Annotated in this window: 17 protein-coding genes; 9 read left to right on the top strand and 8 right to left on the bottom strand. The window is 52.2% G+C overall.

Annotation, left to right across the window (positions count from 1 at the left end):
* Window positions 1-66: 66 nt before the first annotated feature.
* On the top strand, window positions 67-858 hold the full coding sequence (locus tag AC286M_RS29190; RefSeq protein ID WP_488207726.1) for a YkvA family protein: 792 nt from the start codon (window positions 67-69) through the stop codon (window positions 856-858).
* Window positions 859-971: 113 nt separating this feature from the next.
* Entirely contained in the window at window positions 972-1328 is a 357-nt protein-coding gene (locus AC286M_RS29185; protein ID WP_488207725.1) for a hypothetical protein, read from the top strand.
* Between the two features lie 162 nt (window positions 1329-1490).
* Here AC286M_RS29185 and AC286M_RS29180 read toward each other — a convergent pair whose 3' ends face one another.
* Together AC286M_RS29180 and AC286M_RS29175 are read right to left on the bottom strand one after the other, a co-directional pair.
* Window positions 1491-2651 carry an ABC transporter ATP-binding protein gene (locus AC286M_RS29180; RefSeq protein ID WP_488207724.1) on the bottom strand — a complete coding sequence of 387 codons (1161 nt, stop codon included), beginning with the start codon at window positions 2649-2651 and terminating at the stop codon, window positions 1491-1493.
* A gap of 437 nt (window positions 2652-3088) precedes the next feature.
* A complete protein-coding gene (locus AC286M_RS29175; RefSeq protein ID WP_488207723.1) occupies window positions 3089-4186 on the bottom strand; it encodes a Fe(3+) ABC transporter substrate-binding protein in 1098 nt (365 codons plus the stop codon).
* Window positions 4187-4557: 371 nt separating this feature from the next.
* Here AC286M_RS29175 and carB point away from each other — a divergent pair, with 371 nt between their 5' ends.
* Window positions 4558-7806 (top strand): carbamoyl-phosphate synthase large subunit, encoded by a 3249-nt coding sequence (gene carB / locus AC286M_RS29170; protein ID WP_488207722.1) that lies wholly within the window; start codon window positions 4558-4560, stop codon window positions 7804-7806.
* A gap of 482 nt (window positions 7807-8288) precedes the next feature.
* A complete protein-coding gene (locus tag AC286M_RS29165; RefSeq protein ID WP_488207721.1) occupies window positions 8289-8456 on the top strand; it encodes a KTSC domain-containing protein in 168 nt (55 codons plus the stop codon).
* Between the two features lie 26 nt (window positions 8457-8482).
* Here AC286M_RS29165 and AC286M_RS29160 read toward each other — a convergent pair whose 3' ends face one another.
* From AC286M_RS29160 to AC286M_RS29145, 4 genes are all read right to left on the bottom strand, one after another.
* The gene (locus AC286M_RS29160; protein WP_488207720.1) at window positions 8483-8875 is read right to left on the bottom strand and encodes a nuclear transport factor 2 family protein; all 393 of its coding nucleotides are present in this window, start codon (window positions 8873-8875) and stop codon (window positions 8483-8485) included.
* 154 nt (window positions 8876-9029) lie between these two features.
* Entirely contained in the window at window positions 9030-10247 is a 1218-nt protein-coding gene (locus AC286M_RS29155) for an alpha/beta fold hydrolase (protein ID WP_488207719.1), read from the bottom strand.
* A 76-nt stretch (window positions 10248-10323) separates the two neighbouring features.
* Window positions 10324-10995, bottom strand: coding sequence for a GvpL/GvpF family gas vesicle protein (locus AC286M_RS29150; RefSeq protein ID WP_488207718.1), 672 nt, complete (start codon window positions 10993-10995; stop codon window positions 10324-10326).
* Window positions 10992-12812: a hypothetical protein gene (locus AC286M_RS29145; protein WP_488207717.1), complete on the bottom strand. Its 1821-nt coding sequence runs from the start codon at window positions 12810-12812 to the stop codon at window positions 10992-10994. Before AC286M_RS29145 ends, AC286M_RS29150 begins: the two co-directional genes overlap by 4 nt.
* Window positions 12813-13124: 312 nt before the next feature.
* Here AC286M_RS29145 and AC286M_RS29140 point away from each other — a divergent pair, with 312 nt between their 5' ends.
* From AC286M_RS29140 to AC286M_RS29125, 4 genes are all read left to right on the top strand, one after another.
* Window positions 13125-13784: a glutathione S-transferase N-terminal domain-containing protein gene (locus tag AC286M_RS29140; protein ID WP_488207716.1), complete on the top strand. Its 660-nt coding sequence runs from the start codon at window positions 13125-13127 to the stop codon at window positions 13782-13784.
* A gap of 178 nt (window positions 13785-13962) precedes the next feature.
* The gene (locus AC286M_RS29135) at window positions 13963-14583 is read left to right on the top strand and encodes a glutathione S-transferase family protein (RefSeq protein ID WP_488207715.1); all 621 of its coding nucleotides are present in this window, start codon (window positions 13963-13965) and stop codon (window positions 14581-14583) included.
* Window positions 14584-14656: 73 nt separating this feature from the next.
* A complete protein-coding gene (locus AC286M_RS29130; protein ID WP_488207714.1) occupies window positions 14657-15688 on the top strand; it encodes a pyridoxamine 5'-phosphate oxidase family protein in 1032 nt (343 codons plus the stop codon).
* Between the two features lie 118 nt (window positions 15689-15806).
* Window positions 15807-16499 (top strand): cupin domain-containing protein, encoded by a 693-nt coding sequence (locus tag AC286M_RS29125; protein ID WP_488207713.1) that lies wholly within the window; start codon window positions 15807-15809, stop codon window positions 16497-16499.
* 155 nt (window positions 16500-16654) lie between these two features.
* Here AC286M_RS29125 and AC286M_RS29120 read toward each other — a convergent pair whose 3' ends face one another.
* Complete coding sequence (locus tag AC286M_RS29120; RefSeq protein WP_488207712.1) at window positions 16655-17335, bottom strand: formylglycine-generating enzyme family protein; 681 nt, start codon at window positions 17333-17335, stop codon at window positions 16655-16657.
* A 103-nt stretch (window positions 17336-17438) separates the two neighbouring features.
* Between AC286M_RS29120 and AC286M_RS29115 the strand changes: the two genes are divergently transcribed.
* Complete coding sequence (locus tag AC286M_RS29115) at window positions 17439-18746, top strand: NF041680 family putative transposase (protein WP_488204827.1); 1308 nt, start codon at window positions 17439-17441, stop codon at window positions 18744-18746.
* Between the two features lie 68 nt (window positions 18747-18814).
* Here the strand turns inward: AC286M_RS29115 and AC286M_RS29110 are convergent, their stop codons facing one another.
* Window positions 18815-19960: a caspase family protein gene (locus tag AC286M_RS29110; protein WP_488207711.1), complete on the bottom strand. Its 1146-nt coding sequence runs from the start codon at window positions 19958-19960 to the stop codon at window positions 18815-18817.
* Between the last annotated feature and the right edge of the window lie 6 nt (window positions 19961-19966).

Below are 19966 nucleotides of genomic sequence, written 5' to 3'. Positions count from 1 at the left end.
CCGGATTCTGTGGGGAGGATATGCCACAACTCAATTGGAGTTGTGGCTTTATTTGAGAGGTTATCTATGCTATCTCGCACTCCTTCTGGGCAAGTGATTGGGTCAACAAAACCCAAAACTCATGTGGTTGATCCAACCTGTTGGCCCTCGGTTCAAGCAACTAGGCAAGCCTCAAGCCCAGCGTTAGATCAAACAGCCGGAAAACAGCAGCCGGGAGCCTATACGCTTGAAGCATTGCCAGCATTTCCCAGAACGCTGTTTGACGTCAAAAAGTACGACGGTGCTAGAGCATTAACAGCGCTCTTACTCTTGCTAGCCACAATCTACTTTTCGTTTGGATTTCTGGGTTTTTTAGTTGACCATAATCCGTGGCTAAAGGACATCTTTCACCAATCTGCGATCGCAAACATGACCGCTAAAGCAGAATGGTGGCAGGTTTGGAAGGTTGTTGGCAGAACCGCCAGCCAGATTGCATCTTACGTAGATTTAGCCTTTCGCCTATTTGTTTTTCTATGTGCCTACTGTCTAGCTTGGGCGACGTTTGATCCCAGAAATATTGAAGGCTATGTGATGGGATTCTTTAATGCCTGTCTAGGCTTAGCCTATATGATTTCACCTGTTGATGTTATTCCTGATTTCGTACCTATTGCCGGTAGTTTGGACGACACGGTCTTGGGATTTGGCGTCTTATTTCTCGGTTTATCGTCTCTTTATCGCAATAAATTGAGAGATGTAAAAACCAAGACGATTGTTGAGTTAATTGATGATGGCAATAATCAAAAAGCATTGCAGATGCTGCTAGAAGATAAGGGAATTACGATTAAGCAGACATCATCTGATTTACGGCAGCCCGAATGAGTTAAATTGCACATCAACATCACACATTAATTTAGAAGTAGAGATTATCTATGACAAGTTCATCCACAAATAAGCATGACTTTGAAAATTCAAATACCTCTGTCTCAAATACCATGAGCAGTCCTATTTCAGAGCAAGTAGAAAAGCTGAAAAAACTGCTTTTTGATAAGGACACGGCCAAAACGCTGGGGCAGGGACTGAGCTTAATATTCATTGTGATTCGTGAAGCTATCGTTTTAGCGTGGCTAGCCTTTTGCTGGGCAATTGTAGCGGTTAACTGGCTGGGTCACAAAACAGTCGAGGGAGGACAATCGGCCCGCAATTTATACGTCTCGTTACAGGAAGAAAACCAAAATCGAACGGCATCGGATATTGCGTCAGGCGCGGGTAAATCCTTAGTCGATCAGAGCAAGAATACTTTTAATCGTGTTGTCGAAACGGCCAAGCAGCAGGTCGGCATCAATAAATAAAATTTGCAGTCTAGAACGATGGGGGAGTGTGCTCAGCACACTCCCCCATCGTTCTAGACTGCATTAAACACCAGACTTTATTGGAAATAAAGTTTTTGGGGTTGGAAATTGTTTTGTAGCGCGGCTCCGCCGCGCTACAAAACAATTTCCAATAAAGTCTATTTAACTTGCTTTCAGTTGAGCAGCCTGATCCACTGACGGGCTTGTGAGGGCGTAAGGAAAAAACTGAAAGGCTTGATTCGCCAGTTTCACGCATACTCGGCTATCGATAGGGAGGGGAGAGCGGATAGGGGTACGGGCGTGTAATTCTTGGCCGGAGGGGGTTTGGAGACAGTAACGATATTCCCGACCCAGAAATTGACGATCGCGGATTAGAACTGTGCCTTGATCATCTAATTCCAGATGTAGATCTTCCTGGCGGATCATTAAATCGCCGTCATATTCAGGAAGGGTAGCAGAATGTACAGGGGCAACGGAACGAGACTGTCTCGCTTCGTCAGCCTGAGAAATGACATCGACGGCAAAGTCACCCACTTCCGTTTGCCACATCTGACCTTGGCGACGAGCCGGAAGAAAATTGGCCTGGGTAACGAATCCGGCCACAAAGCGAGAAATCGGTTGCTGATACAGTTCTTCGGGCGTACCCAACTGTTCCAAGTGGCCCTGACGCATGACGCCAACCCGATCGGAAATTGCTAGAGCCTCTTCCTGGTCATGGGTGACAAAGACGGCGGTTGTGCCTGTGGACTTGAGGACTTCCCGCACTTTTTGCCGCAGATAGAGCCGCACTTCCACATCTAGATTGCTAAACGGCTCGTCTAGCAAAATGAGGTTGGGCTGGGGTGCCAGTGCCCGCGCGAGGGCAACCCGCTGCTGCTGACCACCCGACAGTTCGTGAGGATAGCGGTGTTCTAATCCCTGGAGTTCAACCAGTGCGATCGCATCTTGAGTTCGCAGACGAATTTCGCGATCGTTGAGGCGACGGGACTGCTGTTTCAGACCAAAGGCAACATTTTTATATACTGTCAAATGAGGGAACAGCGCATAGTCCTGGAACACAATGCCCACATCTCGCCGCTCCGGTGGAATCCAGCCGCCTTGACCATCAACCGTTAGGCTTGTGAGGTCAATCTGGCCAGTTTGGGTACGTTCAAAGCCTGCAATGAGCCGCAGCAGAGTCGTTTTGCCGCAGCCAGATGGCCCTAGCAGCGAGAGTAATTCTCCTTGATGCAGGGTTAGGCTGACTCGATCAACGGCAGGTTGGCTGGTGGAGGTGTACTGCTTAGTGACGCCATCTAAACGCAAAATTACAGGCTGAGTCATACGGGAATGTGTTCAAAGATGAAGTAGAACTAAAGAAAAGTGGAAAATGAGTGAGCCAAAAATCAGGATAAAGTGAAATGCCGCTAGTTCCACATCAATCAAATTGACCAGCTTAATCCTATTTTGCTCCCTTGATAACCTAACATCGATTTCTGCTTAATGAAATTAATACTCAATAATATTTTGAGATGATGCCGAGTGCTGTGACGCAAATGTTGCAATACCGCAAGAATTTTCAATAAAAAATAAATTAAATAAAATTATTTGCGGCCTGTTGCCAAGCCTATGCAGCATTTCTCTACCGAATGAGATTGATTAAGAGCCTATCCGGAAACCCTCTCAAACCTCTAGTGCACCGTGACCAAATCGGGGTATTCGGATAGGTTCTAAGAGTGTTTCTCTATCGAGGAGAAACACTCTCTAGCCCTACCGCTGTATTATTTCCAGCCAGCGCGGTCAACAATTTTGACCACTTCGGGATTGTTGCGACCGTAGGCAGAAACGTTAACGGAATCTTCTTTATAATTACCCAATTCCGCCACGATGGGATCGACCTTTACGCCTTCCACAACTGGATATTCGTTATTACCCTGAGCAAAGATCTCCTGCGCTTCAGGACTCGAAAGGTACTCAATAAATGCGATCGCATTTTCCTTATTGGGTGCGTTCGCCACAACGCCTGCCCCACTGATATTCACGTGGGTACCCCGCGCCCCTTCACCCTGGTTCGGGAAGAAGACCTGAGTCTGCTCCGTCACCTGCTGATCGGCAGCATCCTCTGACTTTGCCATCCGAGCCCAGTAGTAGTGGTTCACAATCGCCACATCGCACTGGCCAGAGGCTACAGCCTTAATTTGATCTGTATCGCCACCTTCAGGCTCCCGCGCTAGGTTGTTTACCAGACCGTTCACCCATTTCTCAGTCTCTTCAACGCCCATTGTTTCGACCATTGAACCGACGAGAGACTGGTTGTAAATGTTACCGGAGCTACGAATGCAAACTCGGCCTTCCCACTGGGGTTCAGCCAGGGCTTCATAGGTAGACAGTTCTGACGGATCAACCGCGTCTTTGTTGTAAACAAGAACCCGTGCTCGCTTGGTCAAGCCATACCAGTAACCTTCAGGGTGACGCACGTTTTCAGGAATGCGGTCTTGCAGAACCTGTGACGATGTCGGCTGTAAGATGCCCTCTTCTTCAGCCCGCCAGAGCCGTCCCGCATCCACAGTAATAAACACATCAGCGGGGCTATTGGCTCCCTCAGACTTGATCCGCTCAATCAGCTCATCGGCATCCCCTTCAATCAGGTTGACCTCAATCCCGGTTTCCTCGGTGAAGTCTTCGTACAGAGCCGTATCCGTATCGTAGTGACGGGAAGAGTAAATATTCACAACCTCTCCGGTTGCCTCGGTCTCTGGTGCAGCCGCCTCACCACTGGTGTTCGTAGAAGCGGATTGATTATCACTACAGCCCACTGCCGCTAAAAACGTCAATCCTGCCAGTGCAGACAAAACGCTGCGTCTTCTAAAACGTGTCATGAGTAAAATGCCTCTCCTTTGCTGTTTGAGTCCGGCGATGTTGAAAAGTTAAGTTCTATACTGAAGGGCGTCACCTAAAACCATTGAGGTAACTCGCATCGAGCTCTTAATGAAACTAATTCTTAATTAGACATCACGTTCTCGACAATATCGGACTGTACTCCCGATGTCAACTAGCGATGTCAACCAGAGCTATTGCAGCTAATTCTGAGAATATACAAGTCGAGCAAAATAGCTGTACCTCTTTCCTGGTAAAAATTTGAGCTGTTTTTTGAACTCGGCATGTCAGTAAACCTGTATATGCGATCGCATTGTTCTGAGCGATACCCACTAAAATAGTTGGGATTTTAAGTGACTGAACTGGTAGGTCTATGCCTCGTCGCGACGATATTAAAAAGATTCTGCTCATTGGCTCTGGCCCAATTGTGATTGGCCAAGCCTGTGAGTTTGACTATTCCGGCACCCAAGCGTGTAAAGCTTTGCGGGAAGAGGGTTATGAGGTGGTGTTGGTTAACTCCAACCCAGCTACCATCATGACTGATCCAGAAACGGCTGATCGCACTTACATTGAGCCGTTGACGCCAGAACTGGTCGCTAAAGTCATTGAGAAAGAGCGACCCGACGCCCTACTGCCGACAATGGGGGGACAAACGGCGCTCAACGTCGCGGTGAGCTTGGCAAAATCGGGGGTGCTGGATCAGTACAACGTCGATCTGATCGGCGCAAAGTTGCCCGCGATTGAGATGGCCGAAGACCGCAAGCTATTCAAAGAGGCGATGGAGCGGATCGGGGTGAAGGTTTGCCCCTCCGGTCTAGCGGAAACAATGGACGAGGCAAAGGCGATTGCCGCCCAAATTGGCAGCTACCCGCTGATTATTCGCCCGGCCTATACCTTGGGCGGTTCCGGCGGCGGTATTGCCTACAACCAGGAAGAATTTGAAGAAATTTCGCAATCCGGCTTAGATGCCAGCCCCGTATCTCAAATTTTGATTGAGCAGTCGCTGCTGGGCTGGAAAGAATACGAGTTAGAGGTGATGCGCGACCTAGCCGATAACGTCGTGATTATCTGCTCGATTGAAAACGTGGATCCAATGGGGATTCATACGGGCGACTCCGTCACCGTTGCCCCAGCGCAAACGCTAACCGACAAGGAATATCAGCGACTGCGGGACTATTCGATCCGAATTATTCGCGAAATTGGCGTCGAGACAGGCGGCTCCAACATTCAGTACGCCGTCAATCCGGTCGATGGCGACGTGGTGGTGATCGAAATGAACCCCCGCGTTTCCCGTAGTTCGGCTCTAGCCTCAAAGGCGACTGGATTCCCGATCGCAAAGTTCGCCGCCAAGCTAGCGGTCGGTTATACCCTGGATGAAATTTCCAACGACATCACCAAGAAGACCCCGGCTAGCTTCGAACCGACGATTGATTATGTGGTGACCAAGATTCCCCGGTTTGCCTTCGAAAAATTCCCCGGCTCCCAAGCAGTTCTCACCACCCAGATGAAGTCGGTCGGTGAAGCAATGGCAATTGGCCGCACCTTCCAGGAATCTTTCCAAAAAGCTATGCGCTCTTTGGAAACGGGTCGCTTCGGTTGGGGTTGCGATCGCGATGAGAAATTGCCCAGTCTGACCCAGATTCGGGCCAATTTGCGAACACCTAATCCAGAACGGTTACTGACCCTGCGCCACGCCATGCTGATGGGTATGTCAGTCGAGGATATCTATGAGCTGACCGGAATTGATCCCTGGTTTCTCGATAAGCTTGAGGACTTGCTGAAAACCGAGAAAGCTCTGAAGCGGATGAAGCTCCAAGAGATTTCCAAAGACGACATGTACGCCATCAAGCGACAAGGCTTCAGCGATCGTCAAATTGCCTATGCCACCAAGACCACCGAGGACGAAGTGCGGACGTACCGGAAAGGTCTGGGCGTCATCCCCGCTTACAAAACAGTGGACACCTGCGCGGCGGAGTTTGAAGCCTACACGCCTTACTACTACTCCGCTTACGAAGAAGAAACCGAAACGCTGCCCTCTGACAAGCGCAAGGTGATGATTCTGGGCAGTGGTCCCAACCGGATTGGTCAGGGAATCGAGTTTGACTACTGCTGCTGTCACGCCTCCTATGCGCTCCAGGCGGAAGGGTTTGAGACGATCATGGTCAACTCCAACCCGGAGACGGTTTCCACCGACTACGACACCAGCGATCGCCTCTATTTTGAGCCGCTGACCAAAGAAGACGTGCTCAACATCATCGAAGCTGAACAGCCTGAGGGCATCATCATCCAGTTTGGCGGGCAGACGCCGCTGAAGCTAGCGGTGCCTCTAGAAGAGGCCAAGGCTCCTATCTGGGGCACCTCGCCAGACTCCATCGACACTGCCGAAGACCGAGAGCGATTTGAACAAATCCTGCGTAAGCTGGATATTGCTCAGCCGCCCAACGGCATCGCCCGCAGCTATGAAGGAGCGCTCAAGATTGCCCAGAAAATTGGCTATCCGGTGGTTGTACGGCCCAGCTACGTCCTTGGCGGACGGGCAATGGAAATCGTCTACTCTGACCAGGATCTAGAGCGCTACATGACCTACGCGGTGCAGGTGGAACCGGATCACCCGATTTTGATTGACAAGTTCCTAGAGAACGCGATCGAGGTCGATGTGGATGCGGTGGCCGATCAAACCGGTCAGGTTGTGATCGGCGGCATCATGGAGCATATTGAGCAGGCAGGGATTCACTCCGGTGACTCGGCCTGTTCCATCCCCTATATCTCCCTCAGCGATGAGGCATTGGTAAAGATTCGCAAATGGACAATTCAACTGGCCGGCGAACTGAAAGTTATCGGTCTGATGAATATTCAGTTTGCGGTGCAGGGCGACACAGTCTACATTCTGGAAGCCAATCCCCGTGCGTCCCGAACGGTGCCGTTTATCTCAAAGGCAATCGGTGTTCCCCTCGCTAAGATAGCTGTGAAAGCAATGGCGGGCGAAACGTTGGCCAGCATGGACTTCACCGAAGAAATCATCCCCCATCACATTGCAGTGAAGGAAGCGGTGCTGCCATTTGAGAAGTTCCAGGGTACAGACACAATCCTGGGACCAGAAATGCGCTCCACAGGTGAGGTCATGGGCATCGATACCGACTTTGGTAAAGCGTTCGCCAAGGCTGAACTTGCGGCAGGTCAGCGTCTACCGCTGAGCGGTACGGTATTTGTTTCGATGAATGATCGCGAGAAGCAGGCCGTTGTCCCAGTGGTGAAGGATCTGATCAGCCTAGGCTTTAAGGTGATTGCCACAGCAGGCACTCAGCAAGTCTTGGCAGAAAATGGGCTGGATGTTGATCTGATTCTTAAGGTTCATGAAGGCCGCCCGCACATCCTAGACGCAATTAAAAATGGCCAGGTGCAGCTCATCGTCAACACACCGCTGGGCGCGACGGCGCAGGTTGACGATCGGGTTATCCGCCGGACAGCACTGGCCTACAAGGTGCCGATCATTACGACGATTGCTGGAGCTAAAGCGACAGCAGCCGCCATTCGGGCCCTGCAAACGGCAGAGCTAGATGTGCGAGCAATTCAAGACTACGCGACAGACAAGCCCAAGGCTGAGGTGGAAATGACGGTGTAGTGGGTTAATTACCTGCTTTGAAAGAGCAAAACAAAAGCGGTGAGTGCTGTATTCACCGCTTTTGTTTTGACTACTCATAAAATCGCGTCATCAACAGAAGATTTACACAATTATCAAGCAGCAGTGCTGCGAGAGTGGCGATGGAGGGGCTGGGACGGTCTGTTGTCGTACTGTTGCTGTAGAGTCTACAACTTCGCTTTTAGGGTAGCCAGTTTTTGAGTGCCATTCGGTTTAGCAAAGTGCGATCGCACTTTTCCTGTCTGAGATCGCACTGACAGATTTACACAATGGATTGCTAGTCTAACGCTGTGCTGAAGCGAGATAGGTGCGACACGTTAGTTGTGGCAAGCAATGACTTCTGTTGTCTATCAATCGGTAGAACCGTCGCACGGTGCGAGAACGGAATGAGACGTGAGCGAAGACGCAGCGGTGAGATAGGAATTATCCAAAGTTAATCAGTCTGAGCTGGTTGCGATCGCAATTTGCTCCAGGTGGAGTTCCAAAATGGCTCGGTGTATCAATACCAAGGTGTGGATGCAGACACCTGGAATGCTTTGCAAGCCGCAGAATCAACTGGCGCATTCTTCAACCACGAAATGAAAAGCACCTATCGCTTCCATCGGGTACAGCCTTCACCGCAATCCTACTAACCGGACTTGAGATCAGGGCACCCCGATCATTGCACCATCGCGCAAACGCTGCCGCCCACAATTTGCCAGCCCTTCTTGCCATTGCGCCAAACTCGGGTGTAGCGATAGTCGCCTGCAAAATCATCACCCAAAAACGTGCCGCTGAGGAACACTTTGGCTGAGGTCAGAGCAAAGTCTTCGCTCCATATGCGAATTTCTAGTTCTTTGGGCACCAGCTCCCGAAACTGCGTGCCGCCCGTGCGGTGCAGTTCCAGATCCATTTCCTTCGTCGCTAAATCGCCCGTTGGCCCCGCAAACAGCAGGTCATCGGCAATCAGCGCATCCAGCTCAGCCACATCCGAAGCCAGCATGGCCGCATAAAGCCTTGTCTCTGCCGCACGAATGCGATCGCGGATTTGAGCTGCACGTTCAGGATTCATCTCTTTGTTTCCCAATTGAGGTAATGGATGACCTACCATGAACTATTAACAATAGACTTTATTGGAAATAAAGTTTTTGGGGTTGGAAATTGTTTTGTAGCGCGGCGGAGCCGCGCTACAAAACAATTTCCGATAAGGTCTTATGAACTATAAGCTACAAACCTTCCGCAGCATCGGTACCACAGGTCGATCCCGTATGCCGTCCCGCAAAGCGATCTTCAATCCAGCCCACAGTGACAATCCCAGATTCATCACGGGCATCATGCCCTACACCAGGCAGACGCATAAATTCCACATTTTCGCCTGCCGCACAGCGCCGTGCTGCCTCGGCTTCATTTAACTCAATTGGAATCAGCGTATCGGCTGTACCGTGGGTAATCAGCAGCGGCACGTTGAGTGGTTCCCGAGGCGTATTTTGCTCAATGATGGTGCGCCAGGGTTCCGTAGTTAGCGGGTCGGCGCTCAGATACTCGGACGGTTTCAAGAGCGAGCCAATGGTCAAAAAGGCAGCGGGCGTAGATATACAGGTGGTTGCCATCCGCTCGAACTGATCGCGCTGTTCCGGCTGAATAATGCTGTCCAAGCTGACGTTGGGATAAACGTGACTCCAAGCATAAAAGGCTTCACTAATCAAAACGCCTCCTCCTTGGTCATCCTTTTTGGCTGCAATGATTCCCGCTAGATTAATAGCGGGTGCCGATGTTGCCGCCGCAACCAGTTCCAGTTCTGGAGCATACTCTGCGGCAGACTGGGCCGCCCATAGCGCTGCTTGTCCCCCTTGTGATGCACCCCAAACCACAAAACGCTTGCCCGCATTGACATCCAACTGCTGAGCAGCTCGCACAGAATCCAAAATCGAGTACGCCGAAACATTGCCAACCAGATAGGGATGAATACCCGGTGTACCCAGCCCCGGATAGTCAGTGGCAACGACCACAAAACCCTGATCCACCATCAGATCCACCACGGGCGTTTGTTTATAGGGATCTGCGGTGTGGCTGACTCCGCATTCGGGTAAGACACCCACTGTACCGTGTGACCAAGCAATGACTGGACGAAGCGAGTCACTAGGTTCTTGTGGGGCAACCACTGTGCCTGTTACGGCAATAGGTTCCCCATTCATGCCTGTAGAACGATACATGATGCGCCAAGCCACTGCCCCTTCGGGTAAATCTTCTAGCAGCGGTTCTTGGCGAATGATCGTGCCGGGTTGACCATCGGGTAAAGGAGTCGGTGGAGTGTAAAAAGCCGAGGGCTGAATTGGAGTGATCGCTCGCTGAAAGCGCCAGTAGATTGCTCCAGCGCCAATCAGACTGACAACGCTACCGACAATTACCCAGCGAATCCACGGTTTCAGAGTGCTCCGACGCACTGATTAGCCCTCTCTAGTGAAAGTAAATCTCGCCATTAGAACAGTAGCATCAGATTTTTATTGCTTTGAGTTTAAGTTAGACAAAATGGTAAGGCGGCAGTGGCGCACTGACAAATAGTGTCCAGTGGGGAAACTGTTCTTGCCAGATCTGGCACTGATTTTGGATATCAGCTTCGGCATCGCGGGGCAGCAAGAGGTAAATGCGCTCAATGCCATCCTTGGGTTCACTGTGCTTCCAATGGGTATATAGCTTTGCGATCGCATCTTTCAGCTCAGCCAACTCAGCCTGCTGCTGCTGCTGATACTCGGCCTGGGCCTGATATCGCTGCTTCTTGGCTAGGAAATAGTCGCGACCCTTGGCCTGATTGGGCAAGGGCGGTTCCGATTGCTCAACCGGAATCAGCTTCAGCAGATACTCGCCCTGATTCGCGAGTTGAGCAAGCTGTTGATGATAGGACTGCTGGTGTTCTGCCAAATGCTGGAGCAGTCCCTCTTCCGAGTAGAACTGGGTGCCAAACTGGAGCGGCAGCACCGTCACGTGCTGAAACACCTCTTGTAAAACTCGGTCGTGGGTCAAAACCGCCTGCATGAGCTGCTGATCGTTAGTTGCGATCGCATCGTAGTCTACCTCTGGTTCAATCACGGCGCACAGCCCTTCGTAGTGCATAAACTGCACCTCGGTCTGAATACCGCTCAGCGTCGGCAACAGCGCCTCAGCGGGAACACAAAATCCATAAACGTAAATCATGGCAATGACTGAACAACAGGTGAATAGGGAGCGAGATGAGATGTGATAGAGGAGTCTAGAGCATTAGGCACCAGTTCCAGCGCTAGTTCGAGCTGTAGCCGTCCCTGTACCACTGGCTTTTCTGTGCCGTCGGTCGCCATCGGCTGTAAGCCAATCTCTACACCGTGCAGCCAGCCCTCTAGCTCCGGCGATCGTCGCTGGAGCTGACGCATCAATTGCTCCTGTAGACTGGCGGCTGTCACCAGATGAGTCGGTAAATGCGGCGACAAATCTGGCTGCTCAAACTGAATCAGAGCCGCTGAATCCAGCACCACAGCATAGGGATTGAGCCGCGTTCCCGTACTCAAATCACAGGCCCATCGACCTTTAGCCGTGTGAATCGTCAACTGCGATCGCAGCCGGATGTAGCCCGTTTGCCAAGGCTGCTGGGGCGAAAACGTTTGGGCTTTGACACCTGCCATGAGCCGCGTCGCCCGATAGCTGGCCTGAAGAATAGACCATAGAATTCGATAGCCCAGCGATCGCAACCTCAACGGTCTAGGTAATGTCGACCAGCCCAAGCTCGTCTGATGCTCATCCCCTGCCCAGCAGGCACACTGCACCAGCCAGCGCGGATCAAGCTTCTGATCCGGTTGATCATCGTCCCACGCTTGCCACACCATTTCATGCAGGAACCGCTGCTGGGCAATGGCCTGCGCCATCACCTCCACCCATGCCTCGTTCTGAATGTGAACCTGCACCAATCGCTGCGCATCATCTACACCCGTTTGCCAATTAGCAGAGCACTGTTCTAACGGCGTAAATCCTAGACCGTAATGGAGCTGGATCGTTCCAGCTTGCCAACTCTGCTCCGGCAGCAACAGTTCAATATCCAAGCCAGTCAGCAATTCATCCAGCAGGGGATGGTGGGCCAGTTGCGACTCTAGCTCAAGCTGTAGCCGCTGTACCCAAGTCGGAGTAGCCCCAAACTCCCGATCTTCAACTTGAATCAGCGTTTGGCTGTCCAACAGGTTGCTGGGCGGACGCTGAGCTACTAAATCAAGTGATTCCTGCTGTGCTCCAACTTCAACCGTCAGCCAAACCGCGAGCCGAATTTGTCCCACTTGCCAGTCTTGACCCGGTTGAAAGATGCGTGCCTGCACGCCCTCCAAAAGCTGCATCAGCACAGGCGATTGAGCCGCGATGCTCCAAATGAGCGGGGAGGCCAGCGCGGCCAAAGTGAGATGACAAGGCACAGAGTGCCGACGCTCAGACGGACGCAGCATCGTATCTCGCTGCCACGCCGCTTGCACGTCCTGAGCTTCGTCGAGTAGGTAAGTGAGTAGGTTTTCCGGCGTCTGTGGCTGATCCTCTGGCCAGCCGCTGTCGGGCGCGAGCAGAGCAGTTAGCACGTCTATCAGTTGCCGTGCGGAGGCCGCCAAAGCGGGCACGTCCGACTGAGCGACAAATTGGAACTGGGCACCCTGAAGCCGATTGATAGCGGTAAGCGGCAGACGCAGAACCACGTGTTCAAGCCTGACCGTGGAGACGGTTGGCGGTGTCGGTGTGGCTAGAGCATGGGCGGGACTGGCAGCGGGCGAATCGGTTGCTGCTAACGGTGATGTTGGTAAGGAATTTGCTGCGGCTATAGCCTCGCCTGCCATATCGTCCGGCACGCTGTAATTTGATGCCTGATGCATTTGATGACGATGCAAAATGGCCTCCTGCCGTGCCAGATCGCCATTCGTCGTCCCATTCAGCGCGGCATTCACATTTGCACCGATGTTGGCATTGAAATCGGTATTGAAACTGTCTATAAGCTGATCCGAGGTGTTCATACTCCTCAATTTTCCCGCCAGCAACCCCAATCGAACCTGAAAACTTGGTTATTTGGTCGATCTTCTTACCAGCTTACTGAGGGGAGCCTGATGGATAGTGCGATCGCAATTTATTGCAATGTATGGCGGCAATATTCGCGGTTCACGGCATGCACTCAGCCAGTTTTAAGGTTAATCGTTCACAATTCAGAGGAGATAAAGGGTTACAGAGGTTGCAAAGAAAGCAATTTCAGAAATGGGTTGACAATATACAGACCTGTCTACATAATCAAAATAGACAGACCGTTCTATATAAGTCTGGAAAGAATCATCATGATTGACCTCTACGCCTACGCAACGCCCAATGGCCGCAAGCCTGCCATTCTGCTGGAAGAACTGAAGCTTCCCTACACCATTCACGAAGTAGACATCACCAAGGGCGAGCAGTTTTCGCCGGAGTTTGTCGCCATTAATCCCAATAGTAAAATCCCCGCCATCCGCGATCGCGAAACGGATATTACGGTGTTTGAATCGGGTGCGATTCTGATTTACCTGGCGGAGAAAACGGGACAGTTTTTGCCAACTGAAATCCGCGATCGCACTCGGGTTATTGAATGGCTGATGTTCCAAATGGCCAGCGTCGGGCCGATGTTTGGTCAGCTCGGCCATTTTCGCAATGCGGCACCGGAGCAGATCCCCTATGCGATTAACCGCTATGAAACGGAAACCCTTCGTCTGCTGGGCGTTTTAGAGCGCCAGCTAGCGGAGCAGGAGTACATTGCTGGGGACTATTCGATTGCTGATATGGCCACGTTTCCTTGGGTGGCAGCGGCGAAAACGCCTTATCTGGACATTTCCTTCGACGAGTTTCCCCAGGTACAAGCCTGGATTGAGCGGCTGAAGGCACGTCCGGCAGTTCAGGTGGGCATGGATATTTTCAAGCCAACGTTTAAGAGTGAGTACGGCACGCTGGCGGATGAAGTCGCGGTTTAGATATCAAATTGGATGTCAATTGGTAGGTTGGCGTCGAGCTTGCGAGACCCAACAACCCTTCATCATCGTTGGGTTTCGCAAGCTCAACCCGACCTACATGGCCTACTCACGTAAAAAAGTGCGATCGCAAGTCAGATTGTAAAAAACTCAATTCATTCCTATACAGGAGATTTTTGCCATGATTACGCTCTACGGTCATGAACTCTCGGGTAATAGTTTCAAAGTGCGTTTGTTTCTGGAACTGCTCGGTTTGGAGTATGAATTTAAGCAGGTTGATTTGATGAAAGGTGAACACAAGCAGCCTGCGTATTTGGCGATTAATCCATTCGGACAGGTGCCAGCCCTAGTCGATGGTGACCTGGTGCTGCAAGATGCCCAAGCGATTCTGGTTTATCTGGCGCGGCAGTATGGTGGCGATACCTGGTTGCCGATTGAGCCGATTGAGCTGAGCCACGTTGTGCGCTGGCTTTCCACCACGGCGGGCGAAGTGCGGCAAGGCCCAGAGAATGCGCGGCTCTATCATCTGTTCGGCTCCAAAGCGATCAACATTGAACGCGCCACCGAAAAATCACACCTGATTTTGCAGCACTTGGACGACCATTTGTGCGATCGCACTTGGCTAGAGTTTGAGCGGCCCACGATTGCCGATATCGCCGTATTTCCCTATGTTGCGCTGGCTCCCGATGGCAAGATTGCACTGGAGCAATATCCAAATGTCGTCGCCTGGATTGACCGGATTAAGCAGCTTCCCGGCTTTATTGGTATGCGCGGTGTTGAGGCTCCTGCTGCGGTGACGTAAGGACAAAGGATTTTGGATTTTAGATTTTAGATTTTGGATTTAGAGGGCTGAGGGTCGAGTAGAGGTACTCATTATGCAATCTAAACAAGGTTGGACGGTGGATGCATCGCCGTTCCATGTTGGCGAGCGCGAAATTCAGACGCGGATGGGGGTGCGCGACAGGATGGAAAACATCGGTCGCCGCTTCATTCGGCAGTATATGCCTGACCAGCATCGCCAGTTTTATAAGCAGCTACCGTTTTTGATTCTCGGCAGCCTGGACAATCAGGATCGGCCTTGGGCTTCGATTATTGCGGGAGAACCGGATTTTATTCAGTCGCCGGATGAGGTGACGCTTGTGGTGAATGCTCAGCCCCTTCCCGGTGATCCGCTGAACGATAGTCTGCACCAGGGTTCTGAGCTGGGGCTGTTGGGAATTGACTTGGCAACTCGGCGGCGGAATCGGATGAATGGGCGGGTGAGTGGCGTAAATAGGAAAAGTGAGGGAAGTGCGATCGCACTTCCTACACCTACCTCACACAGCAGCTTCACCATCACCGTCACCCAATCCTTCGGCAACTGCCCCCAGTTCATCCAAAAGCGACAGCTCCACTGGCTACCGGAACGGCTTGCTGCTACACCCCTTAAACCACAGCGTCACAAACAGTTCACGCCATCAATGGGTGAGTTGATAAGCAAAGCCGATGCATTTTTTATTGCCACCAGTTACACCAGTCACAGCGAGGCAGATCAGAGCGTCAGCCAAGGCGTAGATGTGTCCCATCGCGGCGGCAAACCGGGCTTTGTGCGGATTGACAATGAGCGCATGTTTACCTTTCCTGATTTTGCGGGCAACAACTTCTACAGCACAATTGGCAATCTGTCGCTCAATCCCAAGGTTGGCGTGCTGTTTATCGACTTTGAGCAGGGTCATTTGCTGTCGATTACGGGACAGGCTGAAATTATTTGGGATCAAGCTGCTGTTGCAACCTACGCCGGAGCCGAGCGGCTGGTGCGGATCACGGTTGATGAAATGGTCTACCTACCAGAGGTATTGCCCTTCCGCTGGGAATTTGAGGAATATTCACCCTCGCTCGGTTTCACGGGAGAATGGTCGGTCGCCTAACCGATAATTATTAACGTTCTGTAGGGGCAGGTTTTGCTGACCAATTTTGATTTAGAACCATTACCTATCGGCTAAACCTGCGCCTACAACTATTTCTACGCATATTAAGGAAAACACCATGAAGCTACATGCCGATTTGAGCCAACGCGCTGTTGTCTTTAGCGAAGATCTGCCCTGGATTGATTCGCCGATGCCGGGTGTGCAGCGCCGCATGTTGGATCGGGATGGCGAGGAAGTGGCCAGAGCGACATCGCTTGTGCGCTATGCTCCCGGTAGCGAGTTTTCGCCCCATGTTCACGGTGGCGGTGAGGAGTTTTTCGTGCTCGACGGTGTGTTTTCTGATGAGTATGGCGATTATCCAGCAGGCACCTATGTGCGGAATCCAGTTGGCTCCAAGCACAGGCCATCGAGTCGGGATGGCTGCACGATTTTGGTGAAGCTGTGGCAGATGCACCCGCAGGATCATCAGCGGGTGGTGGTGGATATGCACCAAGCCCAGTGGCATCCAGGGTTGGTAGACGGGCTGCAAGTGTTGCCGCTGCACAGTTTTGGCACGGAGAATGTGGCGCTGGTGCGCTGGGCACCGGGAACCGAGTTTCAGCGCCATACGCACTACGGCGGTGAGGAGATTTTGGTGCTGGAGGGCGTGTTTGAAGATGAACACGGCAGCTATCCCCTGGGCACTTGGCTACGGAATCCGCATGGCAGTCTGCATACGCCGTTTAGTCGTGAGGGCTGTTTGATTTATGTAAAAGTGGGGCATTTGGGTGTTGGTGTTGAAAAGGTGGATGAACGTCCAGTAGAAGCTTAAAACGGGTAGAGCCAGCCAAATTTTCAGCGAACTTACCAAAGTGACTGGCTCAGGTTTATTTTTGGAAGGTGTTGCCCCCCTCGCCGGAACAGGTCTGGACTCCCAGATGTACGCTCGATAAAATCCCTCTTACCGATTCTGACCGTTGGGAGTGCTCACGCAGACACGCACACCACCCGAAAACCAACATAATGGAAGATGAGGCCGGGGGAGAACCTGAACCGATTCGCCGAACGGCAATCAATCGGATAGTCGTACCAGGAACCGCCGCGTAAAATCCTGAAATCGCTTTCTCCGTCTACGATCCAGGCGCTTCCATCGGTCGGCGCATTCTGATAATTTTCATGGAAGTGATCTAAACACCATTCCCAAACATTGCCGTGCGTATCAAACAAACCAAAGGCATTGGCCGGAAAACTCCCCACCGGAGTGGTTTGTTCTCGATACTCCCCTTTCACGCCACTACCGTAGGTGTAGTTGCCATCGTAATTCACCAAATCAGTCGAAATCGTTTCACCAAAATGAAACGGAGTTTCCGTTCCGGCTCGACAGGCATATTCCCATTCCGCTTCGCTGGGTAAACGGTACTCTCGCTTTGTCTGCTGAGACAGCTTCTCGCAAAACTTGACCGCATCATGCCAACTGACATTAATCACTGGCTTGTTAGGTGCCACAAACTTAGCATCAGACTGTGTCGCTGGATTCGTACCCATCACCGCCTCATACTGCGCCTGCGTCACTGGAAACTTGCCCATATAAAACGGCTGAACTTTCACTAAATGCTGTGGTCGCTCTCTGCCACCAGAACCCTCTTCAGTTTCAGGCGCTCCCATCATGACTGGAGTTTAGACTAAAGAGCGAAAGAAAATCGCGGTCGTGCTAGGCACGAACCGCGTTATAGCAGAAGCTGAGACAATACCACTCACCTCAGCGACTACTATGCCCTACGATAGCCTGTACGGATTTCGCCAGCGCGCCCATCAGTATTTGGGACGAGCGCATGATGCGACCTTTGAACTCATTGACGCGGTGTTGACGACACGGCAAGCGCCCAGCTTTGTCGAGCTCTCGCGCTCCCCATTCTTTCGTCGCCAATGGCCGAGTATCTATAGCGCTGTACATGACAGCCGACCGCAGCGCCGCCGACTGATGCAGCTGTACCTGGAGCAACTGCCCCAGGAGGAGCCAGTGGTGTTGGCTGGCGACCATACGGCATGGCCCCGTCCAGACGCGAAGTGCTTACCCGAACGGACGTATGAACATCAGGCTCAGGGTGTGGGAGGAGGGGGGCCGATTACCGTCGGTCAAGGCTACAGTACGTTGGCCTGGATTCCACCCGAGTCAGGCAGTTGGGCCTTGCCTTTGCGGCATGAGCGAATTACCAGTTGGGAGAGCCCATTAAGCAAAGCTGCATTTCAACTGCGGCAAGTGTGTAAAGAGTTATCCTGTCGTCCCTTGACGCTCTGGGACAGTGAGTATGGCTGTGCTCGCTTCGTGCTGGAAACCGCTGATATTGCCGCCGATAAACTCATGCGTCTGCGCTCTAACTTGAACCTCTGGGGAGCACCGCCGCCCTACAGTGGACGAGGACGTCCCAAAGTCCACGGCGACAAATTCAAACTCAATGACCCCGACACCTGGTGGTCAGCCGATGAGACAGCAATTCTCGAGCATCCCAAGTTGGGGACAGTGCGGGTGCGCTGTTGGCACCAGTTGCATTTTCGGCAAGCCGCTGCTCATCCCATGCGGCTGATTCAGGTGCAACGCCTTGATGCCACCGGACACCCTCGCCCCGCTCGCCCCCTCTGGTTGGTGTGGGTTGGCGAGAGTCCACCGCCCTTAGACACCCTCTGGCAACGCTATCTGCAACGCTTTGCTATCGACCACTGGTACCGCTTCATCAAGCAGCGACTGCATTGGCTCTTGCCGAAACTGGCAGACCCCAAAGCGGCGGAACGCTGGAGTGACTTGATGCCCTTAGCCACCTGGCAGTTATGGTTAGCGCGTGATCTCGTCCAAGACCAACCCTTGCCCTGGCAAAAACCTCAAGCCGCTCTGACTCCTGGACGAGTGGCTGATTCCATCGCTCCACTTTTCGCTCAGTTGGGCACACCGACTGCACTTCCCAAACCCCGAGGAAAATCACCGGGCTGGCCGACTGGCACCCCTCGACCCCCCAAACCCTACTGCCCCACCATCCGAAAACGAGGAAAACGCTCTAAAAAACAAGCCACATCTGTCCCTTAACCCCGCCATTCGGCTCCTGTTACTCCAAAGTTGCGCCACTGTCACAGGTGGTGCAATTTGGCCTTAGTCTAAACTCCAGTCATGAACGTACCACCCGGAATCGGCACTATCTCCAGCTCAACACCATTGCCCAACGGCTCAACAAATGCCTTGGGTGCAGCCGCTTTCGCAGACGTGTTGATCAATCTAGTTACGGTATCTACAGGGACAACAGATTCAGCCTCCGCTGTCGGTGTCGTTTTGGGTGCTTTCGCCTCACCCTGCAAATCCACCGTTCCAGCCAAACCTGCTGACTGCACATTCATCCGTGCCACGGCAATCCGCTGAAACGCCCCAATCGCTTGCGTATCCGTTCCCGATGCCGCTGCATTAACCCGAATCCAGAGCTGTTCGGCCAAATCCCAGTTCCGATCCGCCTCAGCCTGAAACGCATCCACCTTCAGCGTGGCAATATCCGCATCCGTCGCATAGCGCGGCAGCAAAATCACATGCGCCTTCGTAATTGGTTCCGCAATGATGTAGGGCGTTTGCATCACCCTATCTCCACAATGCTCCCGAATCAGCGTCGGCACCCGCTGCATCAGATAGCGATTCAGTCGCTCCACCGTGGCACAGCGACCATGACCGCCCAAGCCATCCAGCAGCGCCGCCGTAAACGCTCCTTGCCCCAAGGCCGGAATTTCATAGGAATACTCATGGGGACTACAGGAAAAAATGCTGATCACACCCGTTTGCCGCGCCACGGCTTCCGTTTCGCGACCAATGCCTTCGCCTGATTTTTTGCGCTGATTGCGGCAGGCATCCAAAATCATCACCACGTTATCGGCACCGCATTCCCGCAGATAATCCGTAATCACATGGGTCGGAATCGCAGAATTTTCCGGATTTTCTGGATCACCATCCAGCGGCATCAGATAATCGCGTCCCTCATGGCGCATCCCGTGCCCACTAAAAAAGAACCAGAAATTATCGCCGCTGCTCATGCGGGGCTGGTCAAAAATTTCCCGCATCATCCTGAGCAGATTGGTGCGGAAAGGAAAAGTTGACTTGCCATTAATCCGAGGCGAATCTGTCGTAAACAGAAATACCTCGTCGAAATTGGCCTCTTGCCGCAAAAACTCAGCCACGGTTTCTGCATCCCGCTGGGCATAGCTCAACGGCTGCATAAACTCATAGTTATTAATGCCAACTGCGATCGCACAATTCTGTGTCATTTATCC

The sequence above is a fragment of the Thainema salinarum CENA647 genome (genome assembly GCF_057732415.1).
Note: the sequence above shows the minus strand (reverse complement) of the source record. Positions and strands in the feature narration are given on the sequence as shown.